Genomic DNA, 17,449 nt, shown 5'->3' with positions numbered 1-17,449 from the left:
TGACGCTCGCCGACGCGGCGCACAAGATCTTCGTGGCGAACGGCGGCAGCGACGACCTGACCGGCGCGCAGCTGGCGCTCGCGCGCGGCGATGCCGCCTCCGCCGTACGGCTCGCGCGGTCCGAGTGGCGCCGCCGGCCGTTCGCCGACGTCGCCGACGTGCTCGGGCGCGCGCTGCACGCCGCGGGCCGCGACGCCGAGGCACTGCCGTACGCGCGCCGCGCCGCCGGCCTGGGCCCCCGCAACGCTTCCTATGCCTACCACCTCGCCGCGGTGTCGCTCGCCGTCGGCGACCATGCCGGCGCCCGCGCCGCGCTGCGGCTGGTCCGCGAGCTCAACCCCTACTTCTCGCCCACCGACGGCCCGACGGCCGCGCGGGCGCTGTCCGCTTTGGAGGCCCGACGATGAGACGTCTCTTGCTGGTGGCCGCGCTCGCGGTGGTCGGATTCGCCGCGCTGCCGGCCGGGCCGGCAGCCGCGCACCCGATGGGCAACTTCTCGGTCAACCGGTACGCCGGCCTGACCGTCCACCCCGACCGGATCGACGCCACCGTGGTGGCGGACATCGCCGAGCTGCCGACGCTGCAGGACCCGCCGGCATCGTGCGCCGAGGCGGTCTCCACGCTGACCGTCACGGTCGACGGCGCCGGGGTGAGCTGGTCGGTCTCGGACGCCTCCCTGGTGTTAGCCGCCGGCGCGGGCGGGCTGAGGACGAGCCGCCTGGAGTGTCACCTGTCCGCGCCGGCCACACTGGACCGGTCCGCCGCGGTCTCGGTGACCAACCGCTTCCGCGACGACCGGATCGGCTGGCGCGAGCTCGTGGCGGTCGGCTCCGGCGTCCGGCTGGACGGGTCCTCGCTGCCGGCCGCGAGCCCGAGCGACGAGCTGCGCCGCTACCCGGACGACCTGCTCACGTCGCCGCCGGACGTCCGCTCGGCGACCTTCACCGTCGTACCCGGTTCGGCCGCCTCCCCCGCTTCCGCTGCCTCGCCGGCCGCTTCGTCGTCTGCCGGCGGCCCGGCGGAGTCAGGGATCCGGCCGCTGGGCTTGACCGGGCCGCTGGCCGGGGCCGAACGGTGGCTCGGTGACCTGGTCGGCGGGCAGCGGCTCACCCCGCTCGTGGGGCTGCTGGCCGTGCTGCTGGCGCTGGTGCTCGGCACGGCGCACGCGGCCCTGCCCGGTCACGGCAAGACGGTGATGGCCGCCTACCTGGCCGGCCGGCAGGGACGTCCCCGGGACGCGCTGGCGGTGGGCGCGACCGTGACCCTCACGCACACCGGTGGCGTCCTGATCCTGGGACTGCTGCTGACGACGGTCGCCGGCGTCGCCGGGGAGGCGGTGCTCGGCTGGCTGGGCGTGGCGAGCGGCGTCCTGGTCGCGTCGATCGGCGTCGGAACACTCGTCTCGGCCATTCGCCGCCGGTCGGCCGCCGCCTCGGCGGCGCCCCAGCCGAGCCCGGATCCCGAGCAAGCTTCCCAGCACACCCACACCCACACCCACGACCACGACCATGGGCACCACCACCACGGGCACGGGCATGGGCATGGGCACGCACACAGCCATGGTCCGGGGAAGTGGGGAATCGCCGGGATGGGGATCGCCGGAGGGCTCGTGCCGAGCCCGTCGGCCCTGATCGTCCTGCTGGGCGCGATGGCGCTCGGCCGTACGATGTTCGGTGTGCTGCTGGTGATCGCCTACGGCCTGGGCATGGCGGCGACGCTGACCGCCGCGGGCCTGCTCCTCATCCGGCTCCGCGACCGGCTCGAGGGCCGCTCGCGTTTCATCGCCCGGTGGCAGGCGGCGGCACCGTCGGCCACGGCGGCCCTCATCGTCATCGTCGGGCTCGGTCTGGCCGGGCGCGCGTTGTCCGCCGTCGCCTGACGACAAGCACCGTTCAGCGTGGCTGCGACGCCGTGACCAGGCCGCTCTCGTACGCGGCGACGACGAGCTGCGCACGGTCGCGGGCCGCCAGCTTGGCCAGCAGCCGCGACACATGGGTCTTCACGGTGCCGACACCCAGATGCAGGTGCACGGCGATCTCGCTGTTGGACAGGCCCCGGGCGATCAGCACCAGCACCTCGCGCTCCCGCTCGGTGACGCCGGCCAGGTCCGCGGTGATCGGCCGGTTCGGCGCCGGACGCCGGGCGAACTCCGCGATCAGGCGGCGGGTCACCCCGGGCGCGAGCAGCCCGTCGCCGGCCGCGATCACCCGGATCGCCGCCAGCAGATCGGCGGGCGGTGTGTCCTTGAGCAGGAAACCACTGGCACCGGCGCGCAGCGCGGCGTAGACGTACGCGTCGAGGTCGAACATCGTCAGGATGAGCACCCGCACGTGCGCGGTCTCCGGCTCGGCGCAGATCTGCCGGGTCGCCTCGACGCCGTCCAGCTCCGGCATGCGGATGTCCATCAACACCACGTCCGGGCGCTCCCGGCGGGTCAGCTCGACCGCCTCGCGCCCGGTCGCCGCCTCGCCGACGACGGTCAGCCCGGGCGCCGTGTCGACCAGCACCCGGAAGCTGCCGCGCAGCAGCGCCTGATCGTCCACGACCAGCACCCGGACGGCCTCGGTCATGCGGGGACCGCCGCGGCCCGGAAGGGCAGGCTGGCCGAGACCCGGAAGCCTCCGCCGGGGCGCGGGCCGGCCGCGAAGGTGCCGCCGTAGAGCGTCACCCGCTCGCGCATGCCGACCAGCCCGTGCCCGGGCCCGCCGTCGTCGGGCAGCTGGCGCCGGCCGGGACCGTCGTCGGTGACCTCGACCGTGATCGTGGCGCCGTCCCGGCCGACGCGGACCTCGCAGGCGGCCGGTGCCGCGTGTTTGACCACGTTGGTCAAAGCCTCCTGCACGATCCGGAAGACGGAGAGCTCGACGCCCTCGGGCACCGAACCGAGGTCCGCCACTCGCAGGTCGACCCGGACACCCGTCGCCGCGGCCCGCTCGGCGAGCACCGGCAGGCCGGCCAGGCCGGGCTGCGGGGCGTACGCGTCGGCCGCGTCGTCGGCGGACTCCGCGCGCAGCACGCCGAGCATCTGGCGCAGCTCGGTGAGCGCCGACCGGCTCGTCGTCTCGATCGCGCCGAGCGCCTCCCGGGCGACCTCCGGATGCTTGTCCATCACGTGGTGGGCGACGCCGGCCTTGACCGCGATCACACCCATGCTGTGCGCGACGATGTCGTGCAGCTCCCGGGCGATCCGCAGCCGTTCGCCGGCGACCGCGCGCTCGGCCAGCTGGGCGGCGGAGCGTTCCGCGTACGCGCGCCGCTCGCGGGCGGCCCGGCCCAGCGTCCACGCGCCACCGAGCAGCACGCCGCTCAGCAGCACGCCACCGGCCGCGTCCCGGGCCCAGGCGGGCAGCCCGGCCACCGAACCGGCCAGCACCGCGAGGCAGGTCAGCAGGCCGATCGCCCGGGTGGGCACCCAGCGGCGCGCCGGCTGGGTGACCGCCACCGGATAGAGCGCGAAGGCCGCGGCGACGAACAGGTCGCCCGCGACGCCGGTCACCGCGGCCGCGATCGAGGCGGCGAGCACGACCGCGAAGACCGGCACCGGCCAGACCCGCCGCACCGCGAGCGGCAGGCCGACGACAGCGAGCAGGAGGATCCGGCCCGGCAGCGGCACACCCGTGCCGGCCGGGGCGTCGAGCGTGATGATCACCAGCACGGCCGTGTACGCGACCGCGGCCAGCGCGTCCACCGCGATCAGGTCGCGCCCGCGCAACCGGCCGGCGAGCAGCCTCGTGCGCGCCGACGTCGGGTCATCGTCCACCAGCAGACGGTATCGCTGTGCGAGCCACCCGGCGACTGCCCGGGGTCGGTATGTCCACGGGCATACCCCGCACGATCAGGGGACCGGCCCGTCCGCCCAGGGACAGAGCCGAAAGTCGCGACGCCGGAGAGATGCGCCGCCGGGGCCCGCTCCGGAAGCGTTGACGCCATGATTGAGGTGCGCGAACTGACCAAACGGTACGGCGACACGCTGGCCGTCGACCGGCTCTCGTTCACGGTGAGACCGGGCGCCGTCACCGGCTTTCTCGGCCCGAACGGAGCCGGCAAGTCGACCACCATGCGGCTGCTGCTGGGCCTGGACTCGGCCACCGGCGGCGAGGCCACGGTCGACGGCCGCCGGTACGCCGACCTGCGTCACCCGATGCGGCGCCTGGGCGCGCTGCTGGACGCGAACGCGGTCCAGGGCAGCCGCAGCGCGCTGAACCACCTTCGCTGGCTGGCCAGGAGCAACCGGATCGAGCCCGCCCGGGTGACCCGGGTGCTGGAGCGGGTGGGCCTGGCGGGCGTCGCGCGCAAGGCGGTCGGCACCTTCTCGCTGGGCATGCGGCAGCGGCTTGGCATCGCCGCGGCGCTGCTCGGTGAGCCCGAAGTGCTGGTGCTGGACGAGCCGGTCAACGGGCTCGACCCGGACGGCGTGCGCTGGATCCGCGAGCTGCTGCGGTCGTTCGCCGCCGAGGGCGGCACGGTGCTGCTCTCCAGCCACCTGATGAGCGAGATGGAGCTGACCGCCGACCGGCTGCTGATCATCGGACGCGGCCGGCTGATCGCCGACACGTCGGTGCGGGAGCTCGCCGACCGGTTCGCGGAGGGCGTGCTGGTCCGCTCGGCGCGGCCGGAAGAGCTCGCCGACGTGTTGCGGAAGGCCGGCGGGGAGGTCACCGCCGCGGCCGACGGCGCCCTGACCGTACGAGGGCTCGGCCAGCGGCAGATCGGCGACCTGTCCGCCGCCAACGGCATCGGCATCTACGAATCCGCGTCGCGCAGCGCCTCGCTCGAGGACGCGTACCTGTCGCTGACCGCCGGCACCGTCCAGTTCGGTGCCTCCGAGACCGGAACGGTGAACCGATGACCGACGCGCTCGCCGCCGAATGGATCAAGATCCGGACGATCTCCACCACCGCGTTCTGCCTCGGTCTGGCGCTGGCCAGCGTGGCGCTGAGCACGCTGCTCACCCTCGGGATGGTCTCGGCCTATGACGGCCAGGCCGCCGCCGAGCAGGCCACCTTCACCGGCACGCCGATGGAGGAGGTCACCATGCTGGTGGCGCACCTCTGCCTGGGCGTGTTCGGCGTGCTGGCGATCAGCGCGGAGTACACCTCCGGCATGATCCGGACGAGCTTCATCGCGATGCCGTCCCGCCGGGCGGTGTTCCTGGCCAAGACCGCGATCGTGGCCGCCGTCGTCTTCGTCGTCGCCCAGGTGGTCATCTTCGGCACGTTCTTCCTCAGCCGGGTGGTCGTCGGTGACCGGCCCATCCCGGAATACACGACCGCCGTCGGCGACCGGGTGCCGACGCTGTTCGCGATGGGGCTCACCGCCGTCGTGGTGGCGCTGGTGGGGCTCGGGCTCGCGGCGATCTTCCGATCCGCGGTCGCCGCGATCGCCGGCATCGTCGTGCTCGTGTACGTGTTCCCGATCGCCGCCGGCAACATCCCCGAGCCGGCCGGGCCGAAGGTCGACGCGATGTCCCTGAAGAACCTCGCGTTCCAGCTCGGTGGTGACGTGCCCGACCCGGTCCTGGCCCCCGGCGCCGCGGCGGCCGTGCTGGCCGCGTACGCGCTGGTCGCGATCGGCATCGCCACCTTCCTGATCGGACGCCGGGACGCCTGACCGCCGGCCGGGGCACCGGCGCGGCGGATATATGCGCCGTATAGACGGTCGCCATAGCCTGCGGTGCGCGGGGCCGGCCGGTCGGCCGGTCCGACAACGACGAGGTGCCGCCGGTTCGCCGGGCGGCGCCGCTCACCGGAACGGGGAACCGATGCGTCCATCAGGAGTTGACCGGCGCGGGCTGCTGCGCGCATCGCTGGGGCTGGCCGCGGTCGCGGGCACGACGGCGGTGCTCGGCACCGGGACGGCTTCGGCGGTCGCCGCCGCGCCGCCCGCCGACCCGTTGCCGGAGGTCCCGGGCATGCTCGGCGACCGGCTGGCCAACGAGTTCTGGTACCGGTTCGACCAGTGCACGGCGTACGCGATCAGCGCGGAGCTGGCCGAGGCGTACGCCGTGCTGCGGTCCCTGTTCGACCGGTTCGAGCGGGACATCTACTTCGCCTGGCGGGACACGAGCTCGGCCGGCACGTACCCGGCGGCGTTCGCCGAGTTCGTGACGCCGATCAAGCCGCAGCTGGAGGTGATCTCCCGGGCCCAGCTGATCGCCTTCGACGAGCTCTACCGCCGGCGCGATCCGCGCCTGGTCACCGCGTTCACCACGTTCGGCGAGGGCGTGCTCTTCGACCCGCGGCTGGCACCGATGCAACAGGAGGTGCACACGATGAACGGTAAGCCGCCGGTGGGATACCACACCTGGCATGCGTTCATCCGCGCCATGATGCTGCTCGGCATCGACGCTCAGCGCTGGCGGGAGATCGCCTCGCTGAACGCGCTGGCCTGGGCGGTGCAGACGGTGGCCAAGCCGGACACCCGGGTGGTGAGCCCGCCGCTGCCCCGGCCGACGGTACGGCGGCTGACCCGGTTGTGGCTGCCGAAGAGCAGCTCGCAGCTCGACACGGACTTCCTCTCCTTCCCCTACCCGGCGGGGATGAGCTGACCGCGGCGGTTCACGGGCCGACCCCGGCGCCTGCCAGCCGGGCGCCGGGGCGCAGCTGGTCGCCGCGGAGGACGGCCCGTTGGGCGGCGAGCAGGGCCTCGCCCGGGTCCACGCCGAGTTCCTCGCCGAGGGTGCGCCGGCCCTCGGCGAAACACTCCAGGGCGGCCGCGCGGCGGCCGGACCGGTAGAACGCCGTCATCAACAGCACCCGGAGGCGTTCCCGCAGCGGCTCGCGGCGCACCAGCCCGGACAGCTCCGGCACCAGCCGGAGGTGCTCGCCGAGCGCCAGCTCGGCCTCGATCCGGCCCTCCAGCGCCGCCATCCGCGCCTCATCGAGCGCCGCCACCTCGGCATCCCGCAGCAGGTCGGTGACGTCGGCCAGCGCCGGGCCCCGCCACCAGCCGAGCGCGTCCCGGAGCCGGGTCGCCGCGGCGGCGTACCGGCCGGCCCGCAGCGCGTCGTGACCCTCCGCGGCCAGCCGCGCGAACTCCACGGCGTCGCACCGGTGCTCGACGGGACGCAGCCGGTAGCCGGTCGACTGCCGGACCAGGCCGAGGCCCGCGCCGAGGCGGCCGCGGATCCGCGAGGCATGCGTGTAGAGCTGGGCTCCGACCGTCGCCGGGGCCTGGTCGCCCCACAGCACGCCGATCAGCTGAGAGTCCAGCACCAGAGCGCCCCGGGCCAGCAGCAGCGCCGCCAGCAGCGTGCGCTGCTTGGTGCCGGAAAGCGCACGCTCGCGCCCGGCCGCGACAACGGTGACGGGGCCGAGCAGCTGGAACTCGAACTCCGTCGGCTCGCTCCTCCCGGCGGCCATCTCACTCCACCCGGGAGAAGCGGTGGGTGGCGACGCCCAACAGCAGGAGAGCCACCAGCCCGATCATCGAGATCTCGAGCAGCACCGGCGGCGTCCAGCCCCACAGCTCCGGGCTGAGCACCCGCCCGCCGAGGTCAGCGCCGTCGCCCGGCATGGTCCGGCGCAGCGCGTCCACCCCGTACGTCAGCGGGTTGGCCAGCACCGCGCCGCCGAGCCAGCCGGGCAGGCCGCGGGCCGGGAACATCGCGCCGGACAGAAACAGCAACGGCATCATGAGGAGACTGACCACGACCTGAAAGGACTCGATGCGGCGGATGCAGACCGCCGCCAGGACGCCCACCGAGGTGAACGCGAACGCGATCAGCCCCAGCTCCAGCAGCACGAGCAGCAGGCGGGGGTGGTACGGCACGTCGGCGGCACCGGCCACCAGGAGCACCAGGCCACCGTAGGCCATGCCGGTGCTGGCGCCGCCCAGACAGATGCCGGCCAGCAGCACGCTGCGGCGCACCGGGGCGACCAGCATCTGCCGGAGCACCCCGGCCTGCCGGTCCCACACGATCGCGACGCCGACCGCCAGCGACGGCGCCTGCACGGCCATCATGAGCACACCGGGAAACAGGTACGTGGTGTAGTCGCGCAGTGAGTCCTGTCCGGCGCCGAGCGCCGAGGAGAGCCCGGTGCCGAGGATCAACAGGAACATCAGCGGTGTCACCAGGCCCATGGCGAGGCGCAGCCGATTGCGGCCGAACCTGATCATCTCGCGCTGCCAGAGCAGGCGCAGCGTCCGGAGGTCCCGGGCCAGCCCGCCGGGTTCCCGGTCGGTGCGGCCGGTGCCATCCGGCGTCTCCGTGGCCGGCGTGGCCAGGTCGGTCCTCGTCACGCGCGCCCACTCCTCGCGATGGTGGCCATCGTCGGGCGCCCGCCCGCGTCCCGGATGGTGCGGCCGGTGTAGTGCAGGAAGACGTCGTCGAGCGTCGGCGGCGTGACGGTCACCGAGTGCACCGGCACGCTGATCTCGGCGCAGAGCCTCGGCACGAAAGCGGCGCCGTCCGGCACCCGGACCCGTACGCCGTCCGGCCCGGCAGTCGCCACCAGCCCGAAGCGGGACCGGACGGCGCGGGCCGCCTCCTCGTCGTCGCTGGTCCGCAGCGCGACCAGGTCGTCGGCGACGACGGCCTTGAGGTCCGGCGGCGCACCCTCCACGACCAGCTCGCCGTGATCGATGATCGCGATCCGGTCGCAGTGCTCCGCCTCCTCCAGGTGATGAGTGGTCAGGAAGATGGTGACGTCCTGTTCCTGCCGCAACCGCCGCAGGTGTTCCCAGATGGCGACGCGGGTCTGCGGGTCGAGGCCCGTGGTGGGTTCGTCGAGGAAGAGCACCCGGGGCGCGTGCAGGAGCCCCCGGGCCAGTTCCAGCCGCCGCCGCATGCCGCCGGAGAACATCCGGACCGGCGCGTTGCGCCGGTCGGCGAGCCCGACGAGGTCGAGCAGTTCCGGGATCGCGGCGCGGGAGCGGCGGCGGGGCACCCCGAAGAGGTCCGCGTAGAAGCGCAGGTTCTCCTCCGCGGTCAGCTCCTTCTCCAGTGTGGACTCCTGGAAGATCAGGCCGATCCGGCGCCGGACCTCGTCCGGGTGCCGGCCGACGTCGTACCCGGCGACCACGGCCCGCCCGGCCGTCGGGCGCAGCAGCGTGCAGAGCATGCCGATGGTGGTGCTCTTGCCCGCGCCGTTCGGCCCGAGGAAGCCGAAGGTCTCCCCGGCCGGCACCGTCAGGTCGAGATCCACCACCGCCTCGACGGTGCCGTAGACCTTGCGGAGGCCCTCGGCGACGACCGCGTTCATGACCGGCCTTCGGTGCTCGCTCGGGGCACCCGCACCGACAGCATGGTGTGGTAGAGCGACATGTCACCGGACTCGCCGACGGCGGCGCCTTCCGCCTCCACCCACGCGTGTGCCCGGAAGGGCTGCAACCGTACGCCGGTGCACCAGTCGGGCCAGCGCCCGCCGAGCCGGCAGAGCAGCGCCGTCGCCACCGACCGCTGGAGGCAGCCCTGCCCGGCGCAGCGGGCACTGACCGTGACAACGGCCTCCCGGGCCGCGAGTGCCTGCGCGGCGGTCGCGGGCGCGGCACCCCTCGACCATAGGAGCAGCAACGCCCGCAGCCGTTTCGGTTTGAGCAGGACCAGCGGGCGCGCGACGCCCGTCGCGCAACGTGCGGCCAGCGACCGGCGCCACCGCAGCCGGACGCCCTGCTCGGCCATCACCGGCATCGTCATGACGCCACCACCAGGCGGGCGCGGACCAGCGAGCCGATGAGCGCGCGCACGTCGTCGAGCGCCCGGGGCGCGTCCTGCGGCGTCTCGGCGGTCAGTTCGGCGGCCGTCTCCTCGGCAGACCGTCCGGCGAGCGCCAGCCGCAGCGTGCGGGCACCGGTGGGGTTGAGCATCCAGTATCGACCCGTCCGTTCGTCGAGCAGCACCATGCCGTCCTCGGTGTCGGTCGCGGTGAGGTCCGGTGCGAGAGCGATCGTCATGAGCGGTCTCCTGCCGTCAGCGGGTGCGGTCCGGTGGTCTCGGCCGACCGGAGCCAGGTCTCGTAGGCGAGCGTGGCCTCCAGGAAGCGCAGCCGGCGGGGGTCCGGCTGCGGCCGGAGCAGCTCAGCCCGCAACGCCCGCGGGTCGACCAGCCCGATCCTGGCCAGCCGCAGGTCGTCGACGACGTCGAGCAGCGCGCTCAGGTTGCGCTGCACCCCCGCGTACATCTCGGCGCTGAACTCGCCCTTGCTCCGGCGCGCGAGGATCGGATCGGGCACGATGCCGCGCAGCGCGGCGGTGAGCACCGGCTTGTACCGGCCGCGGCTCATCCGGTCCTCGACCCGGACGGCGAGCGCGGCCTCCAGCACCCGGTCGTCGAGCAGCGGTGCCTCCCAACCGACGCCGTGGCCGTCGAGAGCCGAGTTGAGCTGCCGCAATGCCACTCCGCTGCGGATGACGCTCTGCAGGGTCTGATGCTGGAGCGGGTCGGGGTCGAGCGACGGCGTGCCTTCGCCGGCCGCGACCCGCAGTTGCCGGCAGACCGCGTCGACCGCCGCCGCGCTGGCCCACGGTGGCAGCCGGATGTCGTTGCCCCAGCGCTGCGGCGCCGCCCGGCGCGGGGGTGGCCCGTCGTGGGTCAGCCCGTCCGCCATGACCGCCAGCGAGTGCGCATAGGTGCTGCGGTCCAGCAGAGCACGGGCCGTGGAACCGAGGCTCCAGCGGTTGACGAGCTGGGCCCGGCGGATCGTGGGCAGGCCGCGGAGCGGGTGGCGGCGGAACAGCGACCAGAAGTAGGTGGACTGGAGCCCGAACAGCTCGTCGCCGCCGACGCCGATCAGGTGCAGGTCGACGCCCTCGGTGGCCAGCAAGCGGGTCTGGTGTTCGTGGTGCGCGCGGTTGCGGGTCCAGTTGAGCGGACCCTCGGTGTCCTGCTCCGCGGCACCGTCCGCGCCGGTGGTGAACCAGGTCGGCGCGTCGGCGGGTTCGACGAACCGGTGCCGCGCGCCCGGCAGCGCCTCGGCGGCGCGGCGGGCCCAGGAGGTGTCGTCGTTGGCCCGGTCGATCGGCACCCAGTGCTGGGTGACCAGGTCGGCACCGGCCCGGGCGGCCAGGAAGCACAGGCTGGTCGAGTCCAGCCCGCCGGAGAGGTCGGCGCTGACCGCGCGGCGGGTGGCGGTCCGCGCGGCGAGGCTCTCGGTGAGGGCGTCGCGGATGGCGGTCGCGGCCAGGGCCAGCGGTTGTTCCGGTGGCGGCGGGCGCCACCAGGCGACCTCGCGGTGCCGTCCGGCACGATCCACCTGAAGCCAGTGGCCGACGGCGAGCGACCGCACCCCGCTCCAGATCGGACGGAGCAACAGCGGCCACGGCGCGATCGGGCTCACCAGGCGCAGGGCCAGCGCGTCGTCGTCGGGTGTCGCGCCGATCAGCCGGATCAGCTGCCGCGCGCCGCTCGCGGCCACGGTGACGCCGCCGAGTTGCGCGTGGAACACCTGACGGGCCGTGGAGAGCGTGCCCTGCGTCCGGGTCAGCCCGTCGAGCGAGGCGGTCAGGTGCACGGCGCCCGGCAGACCGCGGGCCAGCGCGTCCAGATCCGTGCCGGTCCGGGCCCGGGCCAACCGTCGCTCCGCGGCCCCCCGGTCGAACCGGGTCCGGCCGAAGACGGCCAGCCGGTGGGCACCGGCGACGACGAGCGCGCACGCGTCGTCCTGCCAGTCGCCGACGAGCCACGGTCGCCCGGAGGCGTGCGGGATCACGCGGGTGCCGGATGCGACGGCCCGTTCCGCCACGTCGGCCGCGTCCGGCGAGTCCGGGAGGATCAGAAAGTTCATGTCTCCTTCTCGGGGAGGTCGACTCGGTACCCGGCCGCGAGGGCAGGGCCGGCGGCGAACATGTCCTTCACCGCCGGCCCCGGGGAGCGCGCCGGCAGTCAGCTGCCGGCTGCACCCATCGCCGTGACTAGCACCAGAGCGGCTCGCCCCAGAACCAGTCCTCGCAGGGCTTGTCGGTGTCGAGGCCGAGGGTGAGCTCGGCGAAGTCGCCGACCTCGATCAGCGTCGGCGGCACGTAGACCGGCTTGTCGGGCATGCGTTCACCATCCCTTTCAGGTGGGTGCGATGGAGGGCGGCCTCGGTCAGCCCGCCCTCGCTGTCCTCCCGACGTTAGGAAGCCCGATGTCCCGGTGGCGTGAGAGCACGGTCCCCGTCTTGTCCCGCCCGAATCGGGACAGCTTCTCTCGGACCGTGAGAAACGCCGAAATTGGACAGAGTGGTGTTTCCGCGCGCTGGACGCCGATTCGCGGGCTCCGGGCAACGTGCGACGACGATCACAGAATCTTTACGAAGGTACGACGAGGTATCTTTCTGCAATGGAGTTGTCACGGGGGACAAGCCACGACAGGAACCACAAACAACCGCAGGCCACAGGGGATCCGCCAGCGTCAACAGTTCGAGATCGATCGATGCTGGCCGCACTGGTGCCCGGCGTCACCGGGCTCACGCTCGGCACGTTCACACTCGGGACGGCACTGCTCACCGCCGGGGTGGTGGGTGCTCCGTCGGTCGTTCCACTGGCGGCGCTGTCGCTGCCGGTGCTCGCCTGGTTGCTCTGGCTGACGGCGACACACCTCCACCGGGTCCTGACCACCAGCGACTGCGACTGCCTGCCCTGGCGCTGGACGCTCGCCGCTCGCGAGGGCGAACGGCACCGCCTGCAACGCGACCTGCACGACGGCATCGGCCCGGCGCTCGCCGGGTTGCGGCTGCGGCTCGACACGGCCGCCGCCGGGCTCGCGGACGAACCGGACGCCCGCGTCCTGATCATCGACGCGGCCACCGAGGCCGCCCGGATGACCGACGAGGTGCGCCGCATCATCGACGATCTCAGGCCACTGGACCTGGAGTCGGTCGGGCTGACCGACGGCATCCGCCGGCTGGTCAAGCGGGTCGACGCGGGCGGCGCGTCGATCACCGTCGACCTGCCGGCGGGTTCTCCGGCGATGTCACCGGAGACCGAGATCGCCGCGTACCGCATCGTCAGCGAATGCCTCACGAACACGCTTCGGCATTCCGGCGCCCGGCAGATCACCGTACGGATGGCCGTCGAGGGCGATCACCTGCTGCTGGAAGTGAGCGACGACGGCGTCGGGTTGCGGCTCACCGGCCGGGGCGACGGCACCGGCCTCGCCTCGATCACCCAGCGCACCGAGGAGATCGGCGGCCGGTGCACCCTCCTGACCCGCCCGGGCACGGCCGACGGCACGCTGGTCCGCACCCTGCTGCCGCGGTTCCTGGCATGACCGTCCGGGTCTTCGTCGTCGACGATCATCCGCTGTTCCGGGAGGGTGTCCGCGCGGCGCTCTCCGGCGCCGAGAATCTGGCGGTGGTCGGCGAGGCCACCACCGGCGAGGAGGCGATCCGGGCGCTGTCCGAAGCGGAGCCGGGGGTGGATGTCGTGCTGATGGATCTGCAACTGCCCGGCATCTCCGGCCTGGAGGCCACCCGGAGCATCACCGACACGGGCCTGACCCCGCCGCGGGTGCTGATGATGTCGATGTCCGAGGACGACGAGTCGGTCGTCGCGGCGGTCCGGGCCGGTGCGCTCGGATACATGGTCAAGGGGGCTCCCCGCGACGAATTGCTGCTGGCCCTGCACACGGTGGCGCGCGGTGGCGCGGTGTTCAGCCCGACCGTCGCCGGGCGCCTGCGGGCGTACTTCTCAGCCGTGCACGAGGTGCCCGGCCGGGTCGTCTTCCAGGTGCTCACCGACCGCGAACGAGAGGTCCTGCACCTGGTGGCGGCCGGGCACAACAACCGGCGGATCGCCCGCGGACTGACGCTCTCCGAGAAGACGGTGCGCAACCACATCTCGCACGTCTTCGCCAAGCTGCAGGTGAAGGACCGGGCGGAGGCGATCGTGCTGGCCCGGGACGCCGGGCTGGGACAGGACCGGGACGCCGCTCCCATGCGCCCGGGAGCCCGGCGCGCCTAACGTCACGGCAACGTGCCGTGAGGAGGCAGCATGGTGCAACAGACGCAGCGTGCCGACCGGCTGGCCGCGCGCCGCGCGCAAGAGGCGCGGCAGTCCCGGCGCCGGCGGCGTCTCACCGGCGCGCTGTCGGCCGCGGTCGCCGCGGTTCTGGTGGCCGTCGTCGTCGTTCTCGCGGTGCGCGCGTGGTCGCGTGACGACGACGGCACCGGCGGCGTCGACCCGGACCGGGCCAACGTCGCCGGCGAAGTCGTCTACCGGGATCTGGCACGGGAACACGTCTCCGGTCCGGTGAGCTACCCGGCGTCACCGGTGCCACCGGTGGGTGGACCACACGACGGTGCCTGGCAGAACGCGAACGGCGACGTCTACCCGGAGCCGCTCCGGGCAGAACATGCGGTGCACTCGCTGGAGCACGGTGCGGTCTGGGTCACCTACCGCGGCGACCTGCCACCGTCCGGCGTGGACACGCTGCGGGCGAAGGTCGCGGGCATCCCGTACCGGCTGATGAGTCCGCTGCCGGACCAGCCGGGCCTGATCACGCTGACGGCCTGGGGCCACCAGCTCACCGTCGACTCGGCCGCCGACCCGCGGATCGACGAGTTCCTCACCGCGTACACCCAGGGCCCGCAGGCCCCCGAGCCGGGCGCGCCGGTCACCGGCGGTCGCGCACAACCGTGAACCGGCTCCGGCTGCTGGCGGTCGCGCTGATGCTGCTGACGACGGGCCTGATGCTCGGTGCCCGGCCGGCGGGCCCACCCGAGGAAGACTCGGCGGCGGTCGGGTTCTGCCGGGACATGGCGGTCCATCACCAGCAGGCCGTGGAGCTCTCGCTGGTGCTCCGCGACCGGAGCACCGACGACAAGGTGCGGCTGCTCGCCTACGACGTGATCGGCACCCAGGCGACGCAGCGCGGAATGCTGCTCGGCTGGCTGGCCTCATGGGGATCCGGCCTGTCCGCCGGCGGGGAATCGATGGCGTGGATGGGCATGCCGGGCACTGGCACGCCGATGCCCGGCATGGCCACCAGGGAACAGATCGCCGGGCTGGCGCGGGCCGCACCGGGCGAGGTGGATGTTGCGTACCTGCGGCTGCTGATCACGCACCACCTCGGCGGCGTGCACATGACCGACGGCCTCCTGCGCGCCGGGGTCACCGGGACGCCGCCGGAGGTGCGCCGGCTGGCCGAGGCGATGCGGGCCTCGCAGCGCGCCGAGATCGGCGCCCTGCGGGACATGCTGGCGGAACGCGAACGCGGGCTCCGCTGAGCAGCGCGCTGCGCCCCACTCAGCGCGCCCCTGGCGTCAACGATGTGACGGGTGCCAGGACCGCATCGCCTGGTCGACCTGGTCGGGGGTGAGCGGGTCGGGGCGCAGCGGTGTCGAGCCACCCGCGCGTAGCCCGTCGATGACGAGGGACAGGCAGCGGCGCCAGATGTCGGGTTCGACATGCCTGGTGTAGTCGACGACCCCACCCAGCATGATCGCGATCAGCGGGATGTCGGTCTCGGCGACGTCGGCGCGGAGCCGGCCCTGCGCCTGGGCGCGCGCGACGAGTTCGGTGATGATCGGCTGAAGGGCATCGCGGAACGAGGCGACATGATCCTGACCGAATCGGCTGCCGAGGATCACCTCGCGCAGCCCCCGGTCGACCGCCTGCTGGGCGGTGGCGTTGTCCAGGAAGCCGATCAGGCCGCGCCAGGCGTCCGGGTCGGTCAGGGCCTGCTGGGCTGCGGTGACCACGCCCCGGAGCCGCTCGGTGAACAGGGACTCGACCAGGTCTTCCTTGCTGGCGAACCGCCGGTACACGGTGCCCACCCCGAGACCGGCGTGTGCGGCGATGTCGTCGAGCGACACGTCGAGCCCGCGCTCGGCGAACACCTCCTGCGCCGCCTGGAGGATCCGCTGCCGGTTGCGTTCCGCGTCTCGCCGCAACGGACGGGCGTTGGTTGAGGCCATGTGACCAGCCTAGCAATAACTTGAGGAGACACCTCCAGTTAGTGCTAGCCTCTCCCAAGAATCGGAGGACAGTCCTCCGTTTCGCGAGAAGGGACGGCCCGACATGACGCCCACCGCGCAGCCACCCGACGACCCACACCACGCGCGGCGCTGGCTGATCCTCGGCGTCCTCGGGCTGGCCCAGCTCATGGTCGTGCTGGACGCCACCATCGTGAACATCGCGCTACCCACGGCCCAGCAGGACCTCGCGTTCTCCGACGGCGACCGGCAGTGGATCGTCACCGCCTACGCCCTCGCCTTCGGCAGCCTGCTGCTGCTCGGCGGCCGGATCGCCGACGTCTTCGGCCGCAAACGAGTCTTCCTGATCGGCCTGATCGGCTTCGCCGCCGCCAGCGCGCTCGGCGGCCTCGCCGGCAGCTTCGAGGTCCTGGTCGTCGCGCGCGCCCTGCAGGGCGTGTTCGGTGCGCTGCTCTCCCCCGCCGCGCTGTCGCTGCTGACCACCACCTTCACCCGCCCCGACGAACGCGGCAAAGCCTTCGGGGTGTTCGGCGCCATCGCCGGCGCGGGTGGCGCCATCGGCCTGCTGCTCGGCGGCGTGCTGACCGAGTATCTGTCCTGGCGCTGGTGCCTCTACGTCAACGTCGGCTTCGTCGTGCTCGCCGCCGCCGGCGCCGCCTTGTTCCTGCACCACGACACCATCACCACCCGCCCCAAGCTCGACTGGCCCGGCATCCTCACCGCGTCCGCGGGCCTCTTCGCCCTGGTCTACGGCTTCTCCAACGCCGAAACGTACGCCTGGAGCGACCCGATGAGCTGGGCGTTGCTGGCCGCCGGCGTGGTGCTGCTGACCCTGTTCGGCTGGCTGCAGACCCGCGTCGCGCACCCGCTGCTGCCGTTGCGGGTGGTGCTCGACCGCAACCGCGGCGGCTCCTACCTGGCCCTGTTCGTCTCCGGCGCGGGCATGTTCGGTGTCTTCCTGTTCCTCACCTACTACGCCCAGGCCACCCTGCACTACTCCCCCGTCAAGACCGGGCTCGCGTTCCTGCCGATGGTCGGCGCCCTGATGATCTCCGCGACGCTGTCCTCCAGCATGCTGATCCCCCGGATCGGCCCCAAACCGCTGGTCGCCACCGGCATGGCCGTCTCCGCGGCGGGGATGGCCTGGCTGACCTGGCTCGACCTGGACAGCACCTACGCCGCGCACGTCATGCCCCCGCTGCTCGTCCTGGGCGTCGGCTTCGGCCTGATCATGGCCACCGCGATGAGCGTCGGCACCCTCGGCATCCAACCGGCCGACGCCGGCGTCGCCTCGGCCACCGTCAACACCAGCCAGCAGATCGGCGGCTCCATCGGCACGGCGCTGCTCAACACCCTCGCCGCCAGCGCGGCGGCGGACTATCTGGCCACCCGGCAGCCCACCCCCGACGTGATCGCGCAATCCATGCTGCAGAGCTACCACACCGCGTTCTGGTGGTCCGCCGCCTTCTTCGCCGTCGGCGCCGTCGTCTGCGGCCTGCTCATCCCCGCCGGCGTTCCCGAGCAGGACCCCGACGCCGCACCGGCCCTCGTCCACTGACGGCAGGCAGCAGGCGGGCCGGCGGCTACCGGCCGCC

The 17,449-nt window shown here is 73.4% G+C and carries 20 protein-coding genes; 10 read left to right on the top strand and 10 right to left on the bottom strand.

Annotated elements, in window-relative coordinates:
* The first annotated feature begins 32 nt into the window (after positions 1-32).
* Positions 33-407 (top strand): hypothetical protein, encoded by a 375-nt coding sequence (locus DMB66_RS26330; RefSeq protein WP_125806795.1) that lies wholly within the window; start codon positions 33-35, stop codon positions 405-407.
* Positions 404-1,879 carry a sulfite exporter TauE/SafE family protein gene (locus DMB66_RS26325; RefSeq protein ID WP_125806794.1) on the top strand — a complete coding sequence of 492 codons (1,476 nt, stop codon included), beginning with the start codon at positions 404-406 and terminating at the stop codon, positions 1,877-1,879. The genes DMB66_RS26330 and DMB66_RS26325 overlap by 4 nt, the downstream gene beginning before the upstream one ends.
* A 13-nt stretch (positions 1,880-1,892) precedes the next feature.
* Here the strand turns inward: DMB66_RS26325 and DMB66_RS26320 are convergent, their stop codons facing one another.
* Positions 1,893-2,570 carry a response regulator transcription factor gene (locus DMB66_RS26320; protein ID WP_125806793.1) on the bottom strand — a complete coding sequence of 226 codons (678 nt, stop codon included), beginning with the start codon at positions 2,568-2,570 and terminating at the stop codon, positions 1,893-1,895.
* Positions 2,567-3,760: a sensor histidine kinase gene (locus DMB66_RS26315; RefSeq protein WP_233624848.1), complete on the bottom strand. Its 1,194-nt coding sequence runs from the start codon at positions 3,758-3,760 to the stop codon at positions 2,567-2,569. Before DMB66_RS26315 ends, DMB66_RS26320 begins: the two co-directional genes overlap by 4 nt.
* A 168-nt stretch (positions 3,761-3,928) precedes the next feature.
* Between DMB66_RS26315 and DMB66_RS26310 the strand changes: the two genes are divergently transcribed.
* From DMB66_RS26310 to DMB66_RS26300, 3 genes are all read left to right on the top strand, one after another.
* Complete coding sequence (locus DMB66_RS26310; RefSeq protein WP_125806792.1) at positions 3,929-4,849, top strand: ABC transporter ATP-binding protein; 921 nt, start codon at positions 3,929-3,931, stop codon at positions 4,847-4,849.
* Entirely contained in the window at positions 4,846-5,610 is a 765-nt protein-coding gene (locus DMB66_RS26305; RefSeq protein ID WP_125806791.1) for an ABC transporter permease, read from the top strand. Before DMB66_RS26310 ends, DMB66_RS26305 begins: the two co-directional genes overlap by 4 nt.
* 151 nt (positions 5,611-5,761) lie before the next feature.
* The gene (locus DMB66_RS26300; RefSeq protein ID WP_125806790.1) at positions 5,762-6,547 is read left to right on the top strand and encodes a hypothetical protein; all 786 of its coding nucleotides are present in this window, start codon (positions 5,762-5,764) and stop codon (positions 6,545-6,547) included.
* A gap of 10 nt (positions 6,548-6,557) precedes the next feature.
* Here DMB66_RS26300 and DMB66_RS26295 read toward each other — a convergent pair whose 3' ends face one another.
* The 7 genes from DMB66_RS26295 to DMB66_RS26265 all read right to left on the bottom strand — a co-directional run bounded on the left by DMB66_RS26295 (position 6,558) and on the right by DMB66_RS26265 (position 11,979).
* The gene (locus DMB66_RS26295) at positions 6,558-7,361 is read right to left on the bottom strand and encodes an AfsR/SARP family transcriptional regulator (RefSeq protein WP_125806789.1); all 804 of its coding nucleotides are present in this window, start codon (positions 7,359-7,361) and stop codon (positions 6,558-6,560) included.
* 1 nt (position 7,362) lies between these two features.
* Positions 7,363-8,241, bottom strand: a complete 879-nt coding sequence (locus tag DMB66_RS26290; RefSeq protein ID WP_125806788.1) for an ABC transporter permease — start codon at positions 8,239-8,241, stop codon at positions 7,363-7,365.
* A complete protein-coding gene (locus DMB66_RS26285; protein WP_125806787.1) occupies positions 8,238-9,203 on the bottom strand; it encodes an ATP-binding cassette domain-containing protein in 966 nt (321 codons plus the stop codon). The genes DMB66_RS26290 and DMB66_RS26285 overlap by 4 nt, the downstream gene beginning before the upstream one ends.
* Complete coding sequence (locus DMB66_RS26280; protein WP_125806786.1) at positions 9,200-9,637, bottom strand: lasso peptide biosynthesis B2 protein; 438 nt, start codon at positions 9,635-9,637, stop codon at positions 9,200-9,202. The genes DMB66_RS26285 and DMB66_RS26280 overlap by 4 nt, the downstream gene beginning before the upstream one ends.
* The gene (locus DMB66_RS26275) at positions 9,634-9,894 is read right to left on the bottom strand and encodes a lasso peptide biosynthesis PqqD family chaperone (RefSeq protein WP_125806785.1); all 261 of its coding nucleotides are present in this window, start codon (positions 9,892-9,894) and stop codon (positions 9,634-9,636) included. The genes DMB66_RS26280 and DMB66_RS26275 overlap by 4 nt, the downstream gene beginning before the upstream one ends.
* On the bottom strand, positions 9,891-11,723 hold the full coding sequence (locus DMB66_RS26270; RefSeq protein ID WP_125806784.1) for an asparagine synthase-related protein: 1,833 nt from the start codon (positions 11,721-11,723) through the stop codon (positions 9,891-9,893). The genes DMB66_RS26275 and DMB66_RS26270 overlap by 4 nt, the downstream gene beginning before the upstream one ends.
* A 127-nt stretch (positions 11,724-11,850) precedes the next feature.
* Complete coding sequence (locus DMB66_RS26265) at positions 11,851-11,979, bottom strand: lasso RiPP family leader peptide-containing protein (RefSeq protein WP_125806783.1); 129 nt, start codon at positions 11,977-11,979, stop codon at positions 11,851-11,853.
* A gap of 373 nt (positions 11,980-12,352) precedes the next feature.
* On the opposite strand from DMB66_RS26265, the gene DMB66_RS26260 reads away from it, so the two are divergent.
* The 4 genes from DMB66_RS26260 to DMB66_RS26245 are packed head-to-tail and all read left to right on the top strand — an operon-like array spanning position 12,353 to position 15,146.
* On the top strand, positions 12,353-13,189 hold the full coding sequence (locus DMB66_RS26260) for a sensor histidine kinase (RefSeq protein WP_158647363.1): 837 nt from the start codon (positions 12,353-12,355) through the stop codon (positions 13,187-13,189).
* The gene (locus DMB66_RS26255; RefSeq protein ID WP_125806781.1) at positions 13,186-13,881 is read left to right on the top strand and encodes a response regulator transcription factor; all 696 of its coding nucleotides are present in this window, start codon (positions 13,186-13,188) and stop codon (positions 13,879-13,881) included. The genes DMB66_RS26260 and DMB66_RS26255 overlap by 4 nt, the downstream gene beginning before the upstream one ends.
* Positions 13,882-13,911: 30 nt before the next feature.
* Complete coding sequence (locus DMB66_RS26250) at positions 13,912-14,559, top strand: DUF3105 domain-containing protein (RefSeq protein ID WP_125806780.1); 648 nt, start codon at positions 13,912-13,914, stop codon at positions 14,557-14,559.
* Positions 14,556-15,146 carry a DUF305 domain-containing protein gene (locus tag DMB66_RS26245; RefSeq protein ID WP_199752634.1) on the top strand — a complete coding sequence of 197 codons (591 nt, stop codon included), beginning with the start codon at positions 14,556-14,558 and terminating at the stop codon, positions 15,144-15,146. The genes DMB66_RS26250 and DMB66_RS26245 overlap by 4 nt, the downstream gene beginning before the upstream one ends.
* 36 nt (positions 15,147-15,182) lie before the next feature.
* Here DMB66_RS26245 and DMB66_RS26240 read toward each other — a convergent pair whose 3' ends face one another.
* Complete coding sequence (locus tag DMB66_RS26240) at positions 15,183-15,836, bottom strand: TetR/AcrR family transcriptional regulator (RefSeq protein ID WP_125806779.1); 654 nt, start codon at positions 15,834-15,836, stop codon at positions 15,183-15,185.
* A gap of 103 nt (positions 15,837-15,939) precedes the next feature.
* On the opposite strand from DMB66_RS26240, the gene DMB66_RS26235 reads away from it, so the two are divergent.
* Complete coding sequence (locus DMB66_RS26235) at positions 15,940-17,412, top strand: MFS transporter (protein WP_125806778.1); 1,473 nt, start codon at positions 15,940-15,942, stop codon at positions 17,410-17,412.
* The last annotated feature ends 37 nt before the right edge of the window (positions 17,413-17,449 follow it).

It is taken from the genome of Actinoplanes sp. ATCC 53533 (assembly GCF_003947245.1).
This window is presented reverse-complemented; position numbering and strand designations above follow the sequence as displayed.

What these genes read in the sequence shown, in the direction of transcription:
- DMB66_RS26325 (WP_125806794.1), top strand. Translation starts at nt 404, where the DNA reads ATGAGACGTCTCTTGCTGGTGGCCGCGCTCGCGGTGGTCGGATTCGCC.
- DMB66_RS26320 (WP_125806793.1), bottom strand. Translation starts at nt 2,570, where the DNA reads ATGACCGAGGCCGTCCGGGTGCTGGTCGTGGACGATCAGGCGCTGCTG.
- DMB66_RS26310 (WP_125806792.1), top strand. Translation starts at nt 3,929, where the DNA reads ATGATTGAGGTGCGCGAACTGACCAAACGGTACGGCGACACGCTGGCC.
- DMB66_RS26305 (WP_125806791.1), top strand. Translation starts at nt 4,846, where the DNA reads ATGACCGACGCGCTCGCCGCCGAATGGATCAAGATCCGGACGATCTCC.
- DMB66_RS26300 (WP_125806790.1), top strand. Translation starts at nt 5,762, where the DNA reads ATGCGTCCATCAGGAGTTGACCGGCGCGGGCTGCTGCGCGCATCGCTG.
- DMB66_RS26295 (WP_125806789.1), bottom strand. Translation starts at nt 7,361, where the DNA reads ATGGCCGCCGGGAGGAGCGAGCCGACGGAGTTCGAGTTCCAGCTGCTC.
- DMB66_RS26285 (WP_125806787.1), bottom strand. Translation starts at nt 9,203, where the DNA reads ATGAACGCGGTCGTCGCCGAGGGCCTCCGCAAGGTCTACGGCACCGTC.
- DMB66_RS26280 (WP_125806786.1), bottom strand. Translation starts at nt 9,637, where the DNA reads ATGACGATGCCGGTGATGGCCGAGCAGGGCGTCCGGCTGCGGTGGCGC.
- DMB66_RS26275 (WP_125806785.1), bottom strand. Translation starts at nt 9,894, where the DNA reads ATGACGATCGCTCTCGCACCGGACCTCACCGCGACCGACACCGAGGAC.
- DMB66_RS26270 (WP_125806784.1), bottom strand. Translation starts at nt 11,723, where the DNA reads ATGAACTTTCTGATCCTCCCGGACTCGCCGGACGCGGCCGACGTGGCG.
- DMB66_RS26265 (WP_125806783.1), bottom strand. Translation starts at nt 11,979, where the DNA reads ATGCCCGACAAGCCGGTCTACGTGCCGCCGACGCTGATCGAGGTCGGC.
- DMB66_RS26260 (WP_158647363.1), top strand. Translation starts at nt 12,353, where the DNA reads ATGCTGGCCGCACTGGTGCCCGGCGTCACCGGGCTCACGCTCGGCACG.
- DMB66_RS26255 (WP_125806781.1), top strand. Translation starts at nt 13,186, where the DNA reads ATGACCGTCCGGGTCTTCGTCGTCGACGATCATCCGCTGTTCCGGGAG.
- DMB66_RS26250 (WP_125806780.1), top strand. Translation starts at nt 13,912, where the DNA reads ATGGTGCAACAGACGCAGCGTGCCGACCGGCTGGCCGCGCGCCGCGCG.
- DMB66_RS26240 (WP_125806779.1), bottom strand. Translation starts at nt 15,836, where the DNA reads ATGGCCTCAACCAACGCCCGTCCGTTGCGGCGAGACGCGGAACGCAAC.
- DMB66_RS26235 (WP_125806778.1), top strand. Translation starts at nt 15,940, where the DNA reads ATGACGCCCACCGCGCAGCCACCCGACGACCCACACCACGCGCGGCGC.